Origin of the sequence: Anaerosacchariphilus polymeriproducens, from assembly GCF_003363435.1 — a bacterium.
Classification (GTDB): Bacteria; Bacillota; Clostridia; order Lachnospirales; family Lachnospiraceae; genus Anaerosacchariphilus; species Anaerosacchariphilus polymeriproducens.
The window spans coordinates 92,595-110,485 of the sequence record NZ_QRCT01000010.1; the positions used below are offsets into that span (position 1 = coordinate 92,595).

Consider the following 17,891-nt stretch of genomic DNA (forward strand, 5'->3'; position numbering starts at 1 on the left):
CCATTACCTTGAACATTACTATTAAAACACAAAAAGGGTTGCTGTTGCAACCCTTTTGAAAATTCAGACCTTAAATGGTAAACTCTTCCACTACAATTTCCAATCCATGCGCTAACTCTGCCAACTGCATCATTGTAGAAGTAATTTCCTCTAAATTTGCTGTTTCCTCCGTAATAGAAGAACTAATTTCACCAGTTACTGTTACATTTACATCACTTGCTTCATCAATAGAACGAACTCTTTCTGTTACTTCCGAAATTATATTTGATAAATGTTCGATATCTGCTATAATCTCTTGAATTTCATTATTTACAGATATCGTGCCTTCTTTAATAATATTAAAACTATCTTTGGTACGATCAGCCATATCATTTCCATGACTAAGTTGCGTTAGACCTTCCTGCATTTTTGCACTCATATCTGCTGCTTCTTTTTGTACTTCACTAATAATATTTCCAATCTTTTGTGCTGCACTTTCAGAATCTCCAGCTAACTTACTGATTTCTGAAGCTACAACCGCAAATCCTCTACCTGACTCACCGGCTCTTGCAGCTTCTATACTTGCATTTAAAGAAAGTAAATTAGTTTGAGATGCAATTTCTGAGATCGAGTGTAAGATAGCATTCATTTCTTTTGTACGTTCACTTAAGTTCTCAGCGACCGCTGCTACATTATTCATTACTTGATTCACATCGTCTAATTGTTCAACATATGATACAATATTATGATTTCCATCTTCGGCATTTTTTTTGGAACGTTCTGCACTTTTTTCAATACGTTCTGCACGATTCGTAATCTGTTTGGAAATTGAATCCATCTTAAGAACTTTATCCATTGTTTCTTTCGATTCTTCATTTTGTAAGACAATACTTGTATTCATCTGCTCTGCTGCATGTGCAATCACTTCATTGTTCTTAGCATTTTCCTCAATACTTTGTGAAACTATCTTCATGGAAGCATCAATTTTAGAAGTCGTTTCCACTACATTTTTTATGATACGTTTTAAACTCTGGCTCATATTATTAAAAGAATCCGTCAATGTTCGTATTTCATCATTACTCTGTACTTGAATCGCTTCTCCTGTCAAATCTCCGCTAGCAATAACTGCGATTCCTCCTTTTAACCGGTTAATTGGTTTTGTAATACTCTTTCCAACGGCATATACGGATATTATACCAACTATTGCAACAATTACTATAATTGTTATCATTAAAGAAATCCTAGCCACAAAATTTGATTGAATATCCATTGCAATTTTAGTACTTTGAACCAATTGGAAATCCGTAAATTCTAATATATTACTCGATATACTTTTACCTATCTTTTCCATTTTGGAAAGATCTGAAAGTTGTTTTGTCGTGATTGTTCCATCTGTTACACTACTGACAACTGCATTACCCAATTCTTGATAAGTTTCTACTAAACGTTTTAATTCTAAAAACTTAGAAGACATATTCTTCTTAAATGCAGCATCAGATTCATCCGTTGCATTCACTGCTGCAGATTCTGCTATTGAATCTTCTGCTGATTCTTCTTTCATTTCTTTTTGTGCCGCTTCAGCTGCATTTTTGTCTAAATCAACATTGCTCTCAATGCTTGCAAGATTATCTTTTACTAATTTCAAGTGATCTTCCAGCCCTGATTCTTCAAGGGATACTCCTTCAACTGCTTTACTTATTATCGAAGTTGGCACCGTTTCTACTTGTTCTTTTATATCTGAAATTTTGGACAGATTACCAATTAAATCTCTATATTGAGTCATATAACTGATTGCATTTACTGTAAGAACTAAAATAAGTACCATCATTGTCAAAAAAGTTCCAAAAAACAAAAAATTAATCTTTCTTCCAATACTTTTTGATAGGAAATTACCCTCATCTTTCTTACCAAATTTTTTATCTATATTTCCTTCAACAGCTTTCTTTTTAACCCTTACCTCTTTTTTTCTCTTCTTCTCAAACTTCAGCTTTTCTCGCTCCTCCTTTTTTGACTTAGCTTTGGTTAGACTGTTTGAATTCTTCATAATAATCCTCCGTCCTTTAAATTATACACTCAATTATGTAGTTTACATTATAACAAATTATTTTTATCCTTTCAATCTATTTCACCAAAACTTTCGTTAAATTTTCTATTTTTTTGACATTTCAAACAAAACCCCTCTATAATTTCCCATATTTTCAGAATATCACCATAAATCTATACAATATTCCTCGTGATACTTTTTTTATTTTAGATACTACCAATAAAATGGTAATACGTAGCTATCAATTGTAGAATAACTAAATAAGTTAAAGATAAAAATAGAGACTGCCTAATGCAGTCTCTTAAAACTCTTAATCTTCTATAGTATCGTAATCATGAATAGCAGCAGCATCTTCATTCACGAATAATTCTTCTTTTTTATGCTCATCATCACTTACAATTTTAACCTTAGAAGAATTTAATTCTTCAATTGCTATTGATAATGGTTTTTTTCCTTTTTCCATTACCAATGCTTCTTCACCACCAATTAACTGACGCGCTCTTTTCGAAGTAGCAATTACAATTGAATATCTGCTATTGACTACGGGCTGCTCGCCTATCTCTACCTCACGATTTACTACTTTCATTAAGTCTGTATAAGATGGATGTAACATATTTATATTTCTCCTTCCAAAATATTATTTAATTCTTTTATTATTTTTTTTATATACTCTTTATTCCTAAAAGCCTTGCTATGTTCGTTCTGTATAATACTGTGAACTTTTGAAACACAATCCTCTAATTTGTCATTTACAACCAGATAGTCATAATTTTCAATACCTTCTGCTTCTTCACACCCTCTTTTAAAGCGTTTCACTACAGTATTCATATCTTCTGTTCCTCTTCCAACCAATCTATTTTTTAACTCTATTGCATTTGGAGGGGTTACAAATAATAATATTGCATCCTGGTACTTTTCTTTTACTTTTAATGCACCTTGAATTTCTATTTCTAAGATAACATCTTTTCCCTCTTTCATTTTTTCATAAACATATTTTTTAGGGGTACCATAATAATTATCTACATATTGTGCATATTCTATCAATTCATCTTTAGAAATCATTTCTTGGAATTCTTCTTGAGATACAAAAAAATAATCATTCCCATGAAGTTCTCCTTCGCGAGGTCTTCTGGTAGTTACAGATATGGATAACGCATATTGATCAGGATACTTATTCATTAGTTCTTTTACCAATGTACCTTTCCCTGCACCTGAAAATCCTGAAACGATTACAAGAACACCTTGCTCATTCATTTTCTTCACCTTTCACTTCTAATACACTCTCTTTGCTGTTAAATCTTCCTGCTAACGTGTCAGGCTGTAATGCTGACAAAACTATATGATTACTATCTGTCAATAGTACTGCTCTGGTTCTTCTACCCTGCGTAGCATCGATTATACGCTCTTCTTCCTTTGCCTTTTGCACCATTCTCTTTGCCGGGGAAGAATCTGAATTAATAATTGTAATGATTTTATCTGTATTTATCATATTTCCAAAACCAATATTCATTAACTTAGTCAATTTCTTCCACTTCCTATTCAATATTTTGAATCTGCTCTCGGACTTTTTCAATTCCTGTTTTTAAATCAATCGCAATATTCGATACCTCTAAATCATTTGCTTTTGAAAGAATGGTATTCGCTTCTCGGTTCATTTCCTGCGCGATAAAATCAAGTTTTCTTCCAATTCCATCATCTGATTCTAACGTTTTCTTGGTCGAATCTATATGACTCTTTAATCGTACCGTTTCTTCATCTACACAAATTTTATCTGCAAATATAGTAACTTCTGTTGCTATACGGCTTTCTTCTATCATTGTCTTGTCTTCTATTAATTCTTGAATCTTATCCTCTAACTTCTGGCGATATTCTTTTATTATTTCAGGAGATCGCTTCTCAATAAATTCAATATAAGCTGTCATTTCATCTAATTTAACTATTAAATCCTTTTTAAGGTTCTCTCCTTCTTTAATCCTAGTCTCTAGTAATTGTACCGCAGCTCCTCGAAGTGCTTTCTCTAAAACTTCCCACAATTCTTTTTCATCTGCACTTTGCTCTTCTAAAGTAAAAACCTCAGGATAACGCGATAATTTGGAAACTTTCAAATCATCTTCCAAATCAAAATCCTGTGCCATCTGTTTTAAATGTTTATAATACTCTGCTGCAAGATCTTTATTATACTTAATCACAATATTATTTTCTGTATAATCTTCATAAGTAATAAAAACGTCTACTTTTCCTCTTTGAATATATTCTTTCAATAAGTTCCGTATGGAAGATTCAAAATAACTTAACTTCTTGGGTATTTTAATATTCATATCTAAATACCGATGATTCACTGCTTTGATCTCAACAGAGAACTTCCTGCTTTCATCTGAAATTTCACATCTTCCAAAACCTGTCATACTTTTAATCATATTTTCTGTCCACGCCTTTTGGCATATTTCCCTTCGCTTGTAAATTCAACTAAAGTCTTTAATTATTATAGATGATTTATTCCGTTTCGTCAATCTTTAAGAGTATATACACTTCTTACTTTCTAAATAATTCAGTTGTAATTTCCCTAATAACCGCTATAATAATAATGTAATAAATCCTGGAAGGAGAAAACACTTATGGCATTTGATGGAATTGTTATTTCTAATCTCGTATTCGAATTAAATAACGAAATAATGAATGGAAGAATAAATAAAATTGCACAACCTGAAACAGATGAATTATTACTTACGATCAAAGGTAAAAATGGACAAGTTCGTTTACTTTTATCTGCAAGTGCATCTCTGCCTCTCATTTATATGACAGATCAAAACAAACCCAGCCCGTTATCAGCTCCAAATTTTTGCATGCTTTTACGTAAACATATTGCTAATGGAAGAATTGTTAGTATTAATCAACCCGGTATGGAAAGAATTATCAATTTTGAAATTGAGCATTTTAATGAACTTGGTGACTTATGTAAAAAAATTCTTATTGTAGAAATTATGGGGAAACATAGTAATATTATATTTTGTGACGAAGACGGCTTAATTCTTGATAGCATAAAACATATTTCAGCAAATATGAGTTCTGTTCGTGAAGTATTGCCCGGCAGACCATATTTCATACCAGATACAATGAATAAATTAAATCCTTTGACAATAACAAAAGATGCTTTTTTTCAATGCGTTTATACAAAGGCTTTGAAAACTTCAAAAACTCTTTATACCTCTTTTACTGGTATAAGTCCAGTCATCGCTGAAGAAATATGTTATCGTGCATCTATTGATTCTGAAAAACCAGCTCAATCATTAGATGATAATGAAAAACTGCATTTATATAACCATTTTCAATGGGCCTTGGAAATTGTCAAAAATGAAGCTTTTGAGCCCAATATTATTTATAAAGAAAATGAACCTATAGAATTCTCTGCTATTCCTTTGACTCAATACAACCTATACCATACAAAACAATTCAAAAAAATATCTCAGGTCTTGGAACAATATTATGCTGAAAAAAACATAATTACTAGAATTCGTCAAAAATCTTCTGATCTTCGAAAAATTGTAAGTACAGCATTAGACCGTAGTCGAAAAAAATATGTTTTACAGGAAAAGCAATTAAGAGATACGCAAAAAAGAGATACTTTTAAACTATATGGAGAGTTAATAAATACCTATGGTTATGAATTAGATGAAAATGCTTCTAATTTTGAAGCTTTAAATTATTACACAAATGAAATGATTGAAATACCATTAGACCCTCTATTAACACCAAAAGAAAATGCAAAGAAATATTTTGATAAATACAACAAAATGAAACGCACCTTTGAAGCATTGACAAGTTTAATTTCAGATACAAAGGATGAAATTTATCATTTGGAAACTATTAGTAATTCATTGGAAATCGCACTTACTGAAGATGATTTGATAGAAATAAAAGAAGAACTGATGGATTCAGGCTATATTAGAAGAAAATATTCTAATAAAAAAATAAAAACGAAAAGCAAGCCTTTTCATTATATATCTTCAGACGGATTCCACATTTATGTTGGGAAAAATAATTTTCAAAATGATGAACTCACCTTTAAATTCGCCTCTGGAAATGATTGGTGGTTTCATGCAAAAGGAATACCCGGCTCTCATGTTATTTTAAAATCAAATGGAAATGATATTCCTGACCGTACATTTGAAGAAGCAGGAAAGCTAGCAGCTTACTATTCATCTGCACGTAAAAATTCTAAAGTTGAAATTGATTATTCTTTGAAAAAAAATATTAAAAAACCTAATGGCGGAAAACCAGGATTTGTTGTTTATTATACCAATTATTCACTTACGATCGAACCTAGTATCAATGGAATTTCGTTATCTGAATAAAGATTTGAGATGTCAATATAAAATTTATGAAGGAATAGCATTTAGCCACTCCTTCATAAATAATTTTACATCATTGATGGCTGAGAAAAAATTGAACGTACATGTGCAATATCTTCTTGCGTTGCTTTTTCTGCCGGAATATAATATTGTTTGCTTCTAGCTATTTGATAAATTTCTTCTTGTGAACTTTCACATTGATTACGTATTTGTTTTAATGTTTGTTTCAATTCTACATTTTCTGTTTGTGGAATAAAATCACCAAACATTTTTAACTCACTATTAATTCCCATTAGTGCATCTGATACCATTGTTTTTTCTTGCATTTTTATGACCTCCTACAAAAATCTCATCAATTGTTGTTTCGTTTGCTGTGATGACTGAGCTGCTTTTTGAAAAAATTGTTTTACTTGTTGATCTTGTGCTCTTTGTGCATAATCTTGCATTTTATCTTGTGTCAATTCATAGCCTACTATTAAATGACGAAGATTTTGTAATTCTAATTCTGTTAAATCAGACATAGAAAATTCCTCCTTGTTGAATCTAATTTTTTACCTTATTAGTATTCCAATCAAGGAGGCTTCTATTCAAATATTTATATCAAATTTTAACCGTTCTTATAAAAAATCATATATCTCTTCATATTTGCGCGCTGATGCATTCCATGAAAAATCCACTTCCATTGCCCTATCAATAATTTTATTCCATTCACGTTTTTTATTAACAAAAATATCACGCGCATAACGAATCGTACTTAACATTTCATGAGCATTATAATTAGCAAAGCTAAAACCTGTTCCAGTACTCTCAAATTCATTATATGGTTCAACCGTATCCTTTAATCCACCTGTTTCCCGTACAATCGGTACAGTTCCATAGCGTAAACTCATTAATTGACTTAAACCACATGGTTCAAACAAAGATGGCATTAGAAATGTATCCACCGACGCATAAATTTTATGTGATAAAGCTTCAGAATAATAAATATTAGCAGATATTTTATTAGGATATTTCCAATTATAATGACGAAACATATTTTCATACTTTTCATCACCATTTCCTAATACTACAATTTGAATATCTTCCTGACAAAGCTCATCCATGATACAGTCTACCAAATCAAAACCTTTTTGTTCTGTTAAACGTGATACAATACCAATCATAAACTTTTTATCATTAATTTCTAGACCAAGTTCTTCCTGTAAAGCTCTTTTATTTTTTATCTTTTCTTTTCTAAAGTTTTTTGCATTATAAGTTTTAACTATAAATGAATCAGTCTCCGGATTATATTCTTTATAGTCAATTCCGTTAACAATTCCTCTTAAATATCCAGCTCTTGCATTAATCAGACCATCAAGTCCTTCACCATAAAAGGGCATTTTTATCTCTTGAGCATATGTATTACTTACAGTCGTAATCATATCAGAATAAACAATACCACCCTTAAGATAATTAGCGTCCCCATAAGCTTCTAATTTATCCGGAGCAAAATAGTAAGAAGATAAACCTGTTATATCTTTTACTGTTTTAACGTCCCAAATTCCTTGAAACTTCAAATTGTGTATCGTGAATATGGACTTTATGTTCCTATAAAACGAATCGTTTTGAAACACATCTTTTAAATAAACTGGGATTAAACCTGTCTGCCAGTCATGACAATGAATAATGTCGGGTTGAAAATTTAAACTAGGTAATGCGGAAAGTGATGCCTTACAAAAAAATGCAAACTTTTCAATATCTCTATTGACTGCTTCGTAAGGTCTTGGTCCTGATAAATAAAATTCATTATCTATAAAATAAAATCTGACACCATCATATTCCATCTCTAATACGCCAACATATTGTCTCCGCCATGCCAAATCCATATAAAAATGTGTTTTATACTGCATTTGACTTTTATAAACATCTGACATACACATATATTTCGGAATCATTACACGGACATCATACTTCTCTTTATCAAAACACTTTGGCAAAGATCCAACTACATCTGCCAAACCACCTGTTTTCATAAATGGTACTGCTTCTGAAGCCACAAATAAAATTTTCTTCATTAAGATTCCCTCCTAGCTTTTATCGCTCGTATTTTAGGGATATTATATCATAATGAGACTAAATGTTTCAAGAAATTCAGAAAACCAGAACCTTTCTATCTCATTTTATATTCTAATCTTATCTTATCAGCAATTAATGCAACAAATTCAGAATTTGTTGGTTTACCTTTTCCATTATTAATTGTATATCCGAACAGTTCGTCGATCGTATCCATTTTTCCTCTACTCCAAGCGACTTCTATCGCATGTCTTATAGCACGTTCTACACGACTTGGTGTTGTCTGATGTTTCTTAGCAATGGTTGGATATAAGATCTTTGTAATGGAATTTAACATCTCAATATCATTAACTGACATCATAATAGCATCTCTTAGATATTGATATCCTTTAATATGAGCAGGTACTCCTATTTCATGTATAATATTTGTTACGTCATTTTCAAGATTTCTTTCAAGATAATCCTGTTTATTCTCATAAGCTTTAATCTTTCTGGTTTCTATCGCTGCCTTACCTATTTTACCTCGAACCATTTTGATTCTATTTAATATCATATCATTATCAAATGGTTTCATAATGTAATAATTAGCTCCCAGATTAAAAGCATCTTCCGTAATCTTTTCTTGTCCGATTGCAGTTATAATGATAAATTCCGGAGCTTTTTGAATGCTCATATCATGATTAACTTTATCCATCACACTTAGTCCATCTAATTTTGGCATAATAATATCCAATAGTACAACATCTGGCTGCTTGCTCTTTATAATATTATATGCCTCCTCCCCATCTCGTGCTTTACCTACAACTTCAAGTTCCTTATCTGTACTTATAATATCATCTAGTAATTCTAATACTTTTTCATTGTCGTCAGCAATCGCAATATTCAATTTCTCCATAGACCCCATTCTGTCTCCTTTCAATGCCATTTATTCTTTCATACTTTTAAGATATATAATTCTTCAGCTCCCCTGAAAAACTACTTGTATTATAAAGATTATATTTCTCATAATCAAGCCATATTTGTCTAATATTTTCGACATATATAAACTTTTTCAAGTCAATTTTTCGTTCTTTTCCTGAGAATCAGAGTTTTCTACAATTATAGCACAGTCAGTCTATTATTTATTGGCGGATTTTGTCGACAATTTTTGTATTTTATTACTCTAAAGATTGAGTTTCTTCTAGCATATTTTCTATAAAAATACCAAAACCTTTTTGAGAATCTTGTACAAACACATGAGTAACAGCTCCAATTATTTTACCATTCTGCATGATAGGACTTCCGCTCATACCTTGTACAATTCCTCCTGTTTCTTTTATAAGTTCCGGATCAGTTACCTTAAATTCAATTCCTTTACTCGTATTTTCTTCACTATGGTTAATATGAATAATTTCTATTTCATAATCTCTAATAACACCATTAACTGCACATCGAATCGTAGCTTTCCCTAATTTTATATCTTGTTTATAGGCAACTTCCAACTTCTTCGCATATTTTAATTCCTGTGGCATGGAGCGCACACATCCATAAATACCTTTCGATGTATTTTTTATTATATTACCAACGACCATAGCATTTTGATATAATATAGTTCCTGCAAGTTCTCCCGGACTTCCATTTTCACCTTTCACAATCGAAGTTATTTGGGCATTATATAATGTCCCATCTTGTATTTCCATTAACAGACTTGTATCAACATCATTAATTCCATGACCTAATGCACCAAAGCGATTTGCTTCATCTATATAAGTTAGTGTTCCAATTCCCTGTGTATCATCTCTGACCCAAATACCTAATTGATATTTGGATGCTTCTACTTCAACTGGCTTTACTCTAATATTTATTTCTTCTCCTTGTCTTCTTATCCCTAAAACTACTTCTTTTTTTCCACAATCATTAATTTTACTTATCAAATCATTTTTATCTTTTACTGCTTCTTTATTAACAGATTCGATATAATCACCACTTTTTACAATATTTTTTCCCGGTTCATATTCTATTCCGTCTATTCCATGTATTTTTCCTGTACCGATAACTAATACACCAGAAGTTTCTACATAAATGCCTATTGGTATCCCACACGGAATTACTTGCTTTGATTCGACGAATTCAACATTAACTTCTTTTAGCGGTAGAATCCCAAACAAATTACATACCATGGAATAAGAACCGACTTGATTTGATTTCACTTTAACCGCAGATAAATTTAAATGTATTTTAGACGAATTCAATTTTTCAGTCGTATTCGTATTAACCTCTTTTACTTTTTCATTCTCCATAAAGTCATCTTGTATCTTAATGGATTTTTGAAAAACACCATTAATAGGCAGACCAAAATTCAGCGCTTCTTCTTCGCCTACAACAATTTTAATTGACTCAGGTATACTTCTCTTTATAAGATGATAACTCAACATCATTATGGTTGGTAATATTATAAAAAGGCTAAAACTTAATTTTTTAAGATGAAATTTTCCCATTTTACTTCACTTCCGTTCTTATTATCTAATAAAAAAAAGAAATACATGTTATGTATCTCTTTTAGTATATGAATTATTTTATATTTCACTCTAGCCTTTTTTTGTACGTTCTGCCAATTCTTTCATTTCTTTTGCACTTCTGATCGTCGTTTCTGTAATCTCTGCTCCTCCAAGAATTCTTGCAAGTTCTTTTACTGCCTGATCTTTTTCTAATTTTTTAATTTTGGTACTTGTCATATGATTTAAGGATTCTTTTTCAATACAAAAATGAGTATCTGCCATTGCTGCAATCTGAGGCAGATGCGTAATACAAATAATCTGATGCGCTTTTCCCAATACCGCCATTTTTTCTGAAACCATTTGTGCTGTCCGACCACTAATACCAGTATCGATTTCGTCAAAAATCAATGTCTGTATATTATCATTTTCAGCTAGAACGGATTTTATCGCAAGCATTACTCTTGACATTTCACCACCAGAAGCTATTTTTGCCAATGGTTTTAAATCTTCTCCAGGATTTGTAGAGATCATAAATTCCATAATATCATTTCCGTTTTTTGTGAAATGATCCATTTTTTCAAATACCGTATCAAATTGAATATCGATAAAATTCAGTTCTTTTAAAGAATCTTGTATTTCTAACATTAATTTTTTTGCATATCTCTTTCTTACTTCTGTTAACTTTTCGGATTCTATTTGCAAATCCTCTTGAAGTGTTTCTAATTCTTCACGATATTTTTTTAATAATATATCGTGGTTCTTTAACTCTTCTATTCGTTCTTCTTTTTGAGTTTTAGATTGGATAATTTCAGAAATACTATCTCCATACTTCGATTTTAAATGATTGATAAGATTTAGTCGCTTCTCGGTCTCATTAAAATCGTGTTCCCCAAATTCCATTCTACTCATATAATCAGCGATATCACGATTAAAATCATTAAGCAGACTTTCAATCGTTTCAAGCTGCTCTTCCATTGATTCCAATTCCGTATCATAATTTACTATACTATTCAGCTCTCGTAATGCTTTTCCTATAAGATCCCCCGCAGCATGCGGATTATCATATCCTGTCTGATTATAAATAGTATTTGCCGCTTCTAAAATTTTTTTCCCATACGTCATTTTTTGATATTGAATTTCAAGTTGTTTATCCTCATCTGGCAAAAGATTGGCTTCTTGAATTTCTTCAACTTCATATTCTAAGAAAGATAACTCACGAATACGTTCTTCTTCATTCACAGAAAATTTGTCTAACTTTTGCCTTAACTCTATATAAGAAGCATATTTATGCTGTAGTTTTGACTTAATGCTAACAATATCATTTTTTGCATATTCATCTAGAATCTCCAAATGCTTTGACTTATGTAAGAGTGATTGATGATCGTGTTGTCCATGTATATCAATTAATACTTCTGCAACTTCTTTTAACTTAGAAGCAGGTACGCTCTCTCCATTAATTTTGGCTACACTTCTACCATTCGTTATTTTTCTGGACAATATGATTTGTTCGTCCTCTAACTCAATTTCCATCTTTCGAAGTAACTCTTTTTCAGATGAATTATCTATTTGAAATATCAATTCAACAAAGGCAGAATCTCCATGCTTTCCAACAATATCTTTGGGTACTTTTCCTCCCAGGGCTATATTAATTGAACCGATAATAATTGATTTCCCTGCTCCGGTTTCTCCTGTTAGAATATTTAGTCCTTCATCAAAATACACATCTGCTTCTTCAATTAAAGCTAAATTTTTTACATGCAAATTTAATAACATGTCCTGAAATTTCCTCCTATTCTTCCGTAACCTTTCTGATTTTTTCCATTACATATAAAGTATCATCAACACTTCTAATCGCACACATAATTGTATCATCACCAGCAATACATCCAACAATTTCATTCCATTGCATTGCATCTAAAGCAGCTGCTACTGCCATCGCCATTCCTGATACGGTTTTAATTACTAAAATATTCTGAGCCATATCCATAGAAAGAAATCCGTCTTTCAGTACACGAACAAATTTTTCACTCATTCCTGCTTCTTGATTTTGTAAAATAACATACTTCTGTTTTTTATCAATCGTTACTTTCGTCAATTTTAATTCTCTAATATCTCTTGAAACAGTTGCTTGAGTCACATTAAATCCTTCTTGATTTAGTTTTTCTGCCAATTCTTCTTGAGTCTCAATGTCATATTTGTTAATTAATTCAATTATCTTTGTATGACGCTTTAATTTCATCAATTTCTCCTTTCAAATTATTTTTATTTACATTCCATCATCTTTTTTCTTAATGTCTCTAAAAAACTGACTTTACTGGTTTTTAAAAATTTAACACACTGTGAAGATTGTTTTATTTTGATACAATCACCTGAAAAAAGTTTCACTGATTCAGCTCCATCAAAAGTGACTTCTGCTTCTTCAATTTCTTCCTTTCTTCTTTTTCCAATCTTAACAACAATTTCATCATCCGCACTTAATATTATACTTTTTCTATTCAATGCATGTGGACTAATCGGTGTAATCATTATCATTTTTGCATTGGGTTCTACAATTGGACCACCCGCTGACATACTATATCCTGTTGAACCTGTTGGTGTTGCAATAATAATTCCATCAGAACTATATGTATTTAGGTGTTCACCATTCACATAAATAATGAAATTCATAATGCGCAAATGCCCCATTCGATGAATGACAATATCATTCAATGCGTCATTGTGTACCAACACTTCTTCTCCTCTATGACCAATTCCCTCCAGCATCATACGTTCTTCAATTATATAATTTTCTTCCATCATAGCATCCAAAGCGGAATATATATTTGATTCTTCCAAATCACATAAATATCCTATTCTACCAAGGTTGACTCCAATCAATGGAAGATTTCTGTGATTTATATCTCTGGCAGCATGAATAACAGTTCCATCTCCACCAATAACCAGAACTGCTTCGACATCTTTGGGAATTCTGCTTGCATCTGTATATTTAAACTTATTATTGGCAGAATCCTCTCCCTTTTCATGTATGAAACAAGTTTTTCCCTTTTGTTCTAAATATTGTTGAATACTTTTTCCTAATTCATAACTTTTTTCTTTATTTGTATTGAGAATTATATAAAAACAATTCATTTTTCACACTCCAATTAGTAAGTAGGTTTTACCTCAATCTAAGGCATTATGCGCTTTTTCAACGATTTCTCTTATAAAAACAGCTGTATTTTCATATATCTTTTCATCAGAATGATTTTGTAAATTTAGTAAATATTCTATATTTCCTTCCGGTCCTTTAATAGGCGAAAAATCAAGATTAAGTATTTCAAATCCTATACTAACCGCGTAAGAAACAACCATCTCAATTACCTCTTGATGGACTGTCTTATCCCTAACAACTCCCTTTTTTCCAACTTTTTCTCTTCCGGCTTCAAACTGTGGTTTAATTAAACAAACAATCTGTCCATTGTCATGTAACAGATTTTTTACCGGAAGTAATACCTTTGTTAATGAAATAAAAGACACGTCAATGGAAGCAAATTCGATTTTTTCTCCTATATCTTCCGGAACAACATAACGGATATTCGTTTTCTCTTTACAAACGACTCTCTCATCCTGTCTCAATTTCCAATCCAATTGACCATGACCTACATCTACAGCATAAACTTTTAAAGCTCCATTTTGAAGCATACAATCTGTAAATCCGCCTGTTGAAGACCCAACATCCATACATACTTTTCGATCTACTTCTACACCAAAAAACTTCATGGCCTTTTCTAATTTCAAACCACCACGGCTTACATATTTCAACGTATTTCCTTTTATTACTATCTCTACTTTTTCATCAAAGGAAGTACCTGCTTTGTCTTCTCTTTCACCATTAACAAAAACTTTTCCTGACATTATAATTGCCTTTGCTTTTTCCCTTGATTGTACTAACTGTCTTTTTACTAGTAATACGTCTAATCTTTCTTTCATTTAATACACCTGAGTTCCTAAATATTCTGTAATGATTCTCTTTGTTATTGAAGGTTCATCAATTCCTAATTCTTTACGTAAAATATCAACATTTCCATGTTCCACATATTCGTTCGGAATTCCAACGGATATTACTCTTGTCGGAAAATTACAAGCAGCAACATAAGCAGAGACTTTTTCACCAAATCCCCCACTTAATACATTTTCTTCCAACGTCACGATCAAGTTATGTTCTTTGGCTGCTGTTTTCACCATCGTTTCATCTAAAGGCATGACAAATCTAGCATTAACAAGAGAACACTGATAACCAATATCTTTTAGTTCTTTTCTTACATTTTCTGCTATTTTAACCATACTGCCAACAGCTATTAGAACAATTTCGGACTCATCATAGAGAATTTCGCTTTTACCTAATTCTATAGGTGCGCGGAAATCTTTTAATCCATCATAAGCTTCTCCTCTGGGATAACGAATTGCTATTGGTCCGTTAAAATCGACCGCAAATTTCAGCATATCAGATAATTCCCATTTATTCTTAGGAGCTAATAATGTCATATTGGGAATACTGGAAAGAAATGATATATCTAATATGCCTTGATGCGTCTCTCCATCACTGCCTACTAATCCTGCCCGATCAACCGCAAAGATTACATGTAGATTTTGAATACAAACATCATGAACAATTTGATCATACGCACGTTGTAAAAACGAAGAATAAACAGCTACCACAGGCTTCAGTCCTGCAGCCGCCAGACCTGCTGCAAATGTAACTGCATGTTCTTCTGCAATTCCAACATCAAAAAATCGTTCCGGAAACATATTTTTAAAACGTTTTAGTCCGGTTCCATCAGGCATAGCTGCGGTAACAGCAACTACTTTGGGGTCTCTATCCCCAAATTTTCTCATCACAGTCGAAAATATATCTGAATAATTTGCTTTCGTCCTTTTTTTACTAGGTAATCCTGTCTCTATTTCAAATGGTTCCGCACCATGAAATCTTGCAGGATGTCTCTCTGCTGGAGAATAACCTTTTCCTTTTTTTGTCAAAACATGAACCAGGACTGCACGATTCACTTTTTTGGCTTCATTGAAAATTCGAATCAGACCAGGTATATCATGACCATCCACCGGCCCGAGATAAGTAATATCCATGTTTTCAAAAAGCATGCCCGGTATCATCAATTGTTTGATTCCACTTTTGGTCTTTCTAAGTTGATGAATGACCTTGTCTCCATACACAGGAATTTTGGACAAAGTCTTTTCAACACCTGTTTTAAATCCTGTATATGCTTCTGCTGTGCGTATATTACTTAGATATTGAGACATTCCTCCAACATTTTCTGAAATAGACATATTATTATCATTTAGTACAATAATAAAATTACTTTTTAAGCGTGATGCATTGTTCAAAGCTTCATAAGCCATACCTCCAGTAAGTGCACCATCACCTATTACTGAAACAACACGGTTCTTATCACCTAAAAGTTCTCTGGCTGCTACATATCCAAGACCTGCTGAAATGGACGTAGAACTGTGCCCCGTATCGAAACTGTCGCAAGGACTTTCACTTCTTTTTGGAAAACCACTCATGCCTCCAAATTTACGTAGTTTGTCAAATTTATCTTTTCTTCCTGTTAATAATTTGTGCGTATATGACTGATGTCCAACATCCCAAATCAATTTGTCTTTGGGCAAATCGAAAACCAAATGCATCGCCATGGTCAATTCCACCACGCCGAGATTTGATGCTAAATGACCACCTGAAGTACTGATATGATTAATTAAGAATTCTCTGATTTCTTCTGCCAGAGGATTCCAATCATCAGCACCGATCTTTTTTATATCGTTCTCTCTTTGTATTCTATCTAATATCATCCGCCAACTCCTCTGTTATTTTTCCCTACTGACTAATTCTTTTATTAATTCAGTCAGAAATTCATTTTTTACAACAAGAGAATCCACTTTTCTGATTGCCCTTTTTGAAATTTCACTCACATCATCTTGAGCTTGAGCTAACCCCATTAATGTTACATAAGTTGCTTTTTTGTTTTTTTCATCACTTCCAATTGGTTTACCCAATATTTCTGTTGTACTCGTTACATCTAAGATATCATCTTGTATTTGAAATGCAAGACCAATATCTTTCGCAATTTCACGTATAATTATTTGTTCATTTTTGGTCGCACCGGCTAATATAGCACCTATCAGCATAGAGGCTTCAATTAAGGCTCCGGTCTTTAATTCGTAGATAAAATCTATTTTCTCCTTGTCTATCTGCTGATCTACTGACTGTACATCTACTGTCTGCCCTCCAATCATACCATAAATCCCAGCCTTGGAGGCCAATACTTTTAATGCTTTGCCCACAGTAACCGTATTTGGTTCCTTCTCTAATGCTGTCAAAGCTGTCTCGAACGCGTAATTCAATAAAGCATCTCCTGCCAAAATCCCTACTGCCTCTCCAAATACCAGATGAGTAGTCTTTCTTCCTCTTCTATAATCATCATCGTCCATTGCGGGTAAATCATCATGAACAAGGGAATAAGTATGTATCATTTCCATTGCCGCCATAAATGGTTCAATGACATCAGATTTTCCGCCAAACAAAAAATAAGTTTCCTGCATCAACATTGGACGCAGTCTCTTTCCACCGGCTAAAATACTATAATTCATTGCCTCAATAACGATTTTCTGATATCCTTCTTCTTTCGGAAGATACTTTTTTATGATTTCTTCAATTCTTTGAACTCTTAATTCTAACTCTTTCTTAAAATCCATCTGTTCCACCTTCTATCGAGATTCTTAAAAATCTTCTAATTCACCATTTTCAGTCAGTACCTGCATTTTCTTTTCTACGGTATCGATCTTCGCATTACAGTCTTTTAAAAGCTTCATACCTCTTTGATAAATCATAAAAGAATCTTCTAACGAAACATCACTGTCTTCCAATTCTTCTATCATAGAGTCTAATTCCTCAAATGCTTCTTCTAACGTTTTTTCTTCTATTTTCTTTTTACTCAC

General features: G+C 32.3%; 18 protein-coding genes. 1 reads left to right on the forward strand and 17 read right to left on the reverse strand.

The window, feature by feature from the left end; genetic code table 11:
* Positions 1 to 70: 70 nt before the first annotated feature.
* The 5 genes from DWV06_RS02425 to DWV06_RS02445 all read right to left on the reverse strand — a co-directional run bounded on the left by DWV06_RS02425 (position 71) and on the right by DWV06_RS02445 (position 4,440).
* Positions 71 to 2,023 (reverse strand): methyl-accepting chemotaxis protein, encoded by a 1,953-nt coding sequence (locus tag DWV06_RS02425; RefSeq protein ID WP_115480599.1) that lies wholly within the window; start codon positions 2,021 to 2,023, stop codon positions 71 to 73.
* A gap of 310 nt (positions 2,024 to 2,333) precedes the next feature.
* Complete coding sequence (rpoZ, locus tag DWV06_RS02430; RefSeq protein WP_115480600.1) at positions 2,334 to 2,636, reverse strand: DNA-directed RNA polymerase subunit omega; 303 nt, start codon at positions 2,634 to 2,636, stop codon at positions 2,334 to 2,336.
* A 2-nt stretch (positions 2,637 to 2,638) separates the two neighbouring features.
* Complete coding sequence (gene gmk, locus DWV06_RS02435; RefSeq protein ID WP_115480601.1) at positions 2,639 to 3,277, reverse strand: guanylate kinase; 639 nt, start codon at positions 3,275 to 3,277, stop codon at positions 2,639 to 2,641.
* On the reverse strand, positions 3,270 to 3,545 hold the full coding sequence (locus DWV06_RS02440; RefSeq protein ID WP_328587637.1) for a DUF370 domain-containing protein: 276 nt from the start codon (positions 3,543 to 3,545) through the stop codon (positions 3,270 to 3,272). The genes gmk and DWV06_RS02440 overlap by 8 nt, the downstream gene beginning before the upstream one ends.
* A gap of 13 nt (positions 3,546 to 3,558) precedes the next feature.
* A complete protein-coding gene (locus DWV06_RS02445; RefSeq protein ID WP_115480602.1) occupies positions 3,559 to 4,440 on the reverse strand; it encodes a YicC/YloC family endoribonuclease in 882 nt (293 codons plus the stop codon).
* 198 nt (positions 4,441 to 4,638) lie between these two features.
* On the opposite strand from DWV06_RS02445, the gene DWV06_RS02450 reads away from it, so the two are divergent.
* Positions 4,639 to 6,375, forward strand: a complete 1,737-nt coding sequence (locus DWV06_RS02450) for an Rqc2 family fibronectin-binding protein (protein WP_115480603.1) — start codon at positions 4,639 to 4,641, stop codon at positions 6,373 to 6,375.
* Between the two features lie 65 nt (positions 6,376 to 6,440).
* Here DWV06_RS02450 and DWV06_RS02455 read toward each other — a convergent pair whose 3' ends face one another.
* The 12 genes from DWV06_RS02455 to xseB form a co-directional block, all read right to left on the reverse strand.
* Positions 6,441 to 6,698: a spore coat protein gene (locus DWV06_RS02455; protein WP_115480604.1), complete on the reverse strand. Its 258-nt coding sequence runs from the start codon at positions 6,696 to 6,698 to the stop codon at positions 6,441 to 6,443.
* A gap of 12 nt (positions 6,699 to 6,710) precedes the next feature.
* Complete coding sequence (locus DWV06_RS02460) at positions 6,711 to 6,893, reverse strand: hypothetical protein (protein ID WP_115480605.1); 183 nt, start codon at positions 6,891 to 6,893, stop codon at positions 6,711 to 6,713.
* A gap of 96 nt (positions 6,894 to 6,989) precedes the next feature.
* Positions 6,990 to 8,426: a glycogen synthase GlgA gene (gene glgA, locus DWV06_RS02465; protein WP_115480606.1), complete on the reverse strand. Its 1,437-nt coding sequence runs from the start codon at positions 8,424 to 8,426 to the stop codon at positions 6,990 to 6,992.
* Between the two features lie 95 nt (positions 8,427 to 8,521).
* Complete coding sequence (spo0A, locus tag DWV06_RS02470) at positions 8,522 to 9,319, reverse strand: sporulation transcription factor Spo0A (protein ID WP_115480631.1); 798 nt, start codon at positions 9,317 to 9,319, stop codon at positions 8,522 to 8,524.
* Between the two features lie 262 nt (positions 9,320 to 9,581).
* A complete protein-coding gene (gene spoIVB / locus DWV06_RS02475) occupies positions 9,582 to 10,901 on the reverse strand; it encodes a SpoIVB peptidase (protein WP_115480607.1) in 1,320 nt (439 codons plus the stop codon).
* Positions 10,902 to 10,991: 90 nt separating this feature from the next.
* Complete coding sequence (gene recN / locus DWV06_RS02480) at positions 10,992 to 12,674, reverse strand: DNA repair protein RecN (protein ID WP_115480608.1); 1,683 nt, start codon at positions 12,672 to 12,674, stop codon at positions 10,992 to 10,994.
* A 16-nt stretch (positions 12,675 to 12,690) separates the two neighbouring features.
* Positions 12,691 to 13,140, reverse strand: coding sequence for an arginine repressor (gene argR, locus DWV06_RS02485; protein ID WP_115480609.1), 450 nt, complete (start codon positions 13,138 to 13,140; stop codon positions 12,691 to 12,693).
* 23 nt (positions 13,141 to 13,163) lie between these two features.
* Positions 13,164 to 14,030 carry an NAD(+)/NADH kinase gene (locus tag DWV06_RS02490; protein ID WP_115480610.1) on the reverse strand — a complete coding sequence of 289 codons (867 nt, stop codon included), beginning with the start codon at positions 14,028 to 14,030 and terminating at the stop codon, positions 13,164 to 13,166.
* Positions 14,031 to 14,063: 33 nt separating this feature from the next.
* Entirely contained in the window at positions 14,064 to 14,870 is an 807-nt protein-coding gene (locus DWV06_RS02495; RefSeq protein ID WP_115480611.1) for a TlyA family RNA methyltransferase, read from the reverse strand.
* Entirely contained in the window at positions 14,871 to 16,745 is a 1,875-nt protein-coding gene (gene dxs / locus DWV06_RS02500) for a 1-deoxy-D-xylulose-5-phosphate synthase (protein ID WP_115480612.1), read from the reverse strand.
* A gap of 15 nt (positions 16,746 to 16,760) precedes the next feature.
* Positions 16,761 to 17,648, reverse strand: coding sequence for a polyprenyl synthetase family protein (locus tag DWV06_RS02505; protein ID WP_115480613.1), 888 nt, complete (start codon positions 17,646 to 17,648; stop codon positions 16,761 to 16,763).
* Positions 17,649 to 17,672: 24 nt separating this feature from the next.
* Positions 17,673 to 17,891, reverse strand: a complete 219-nt coding sequence (gene xseB / locus DWV06_RS02510) for an exodeoxyribonuclease VII small subunit (protein ID WP_115480614.1) — start codon at positions 17,889 to 17,891, stop codon at positions 17,673 to 17,675.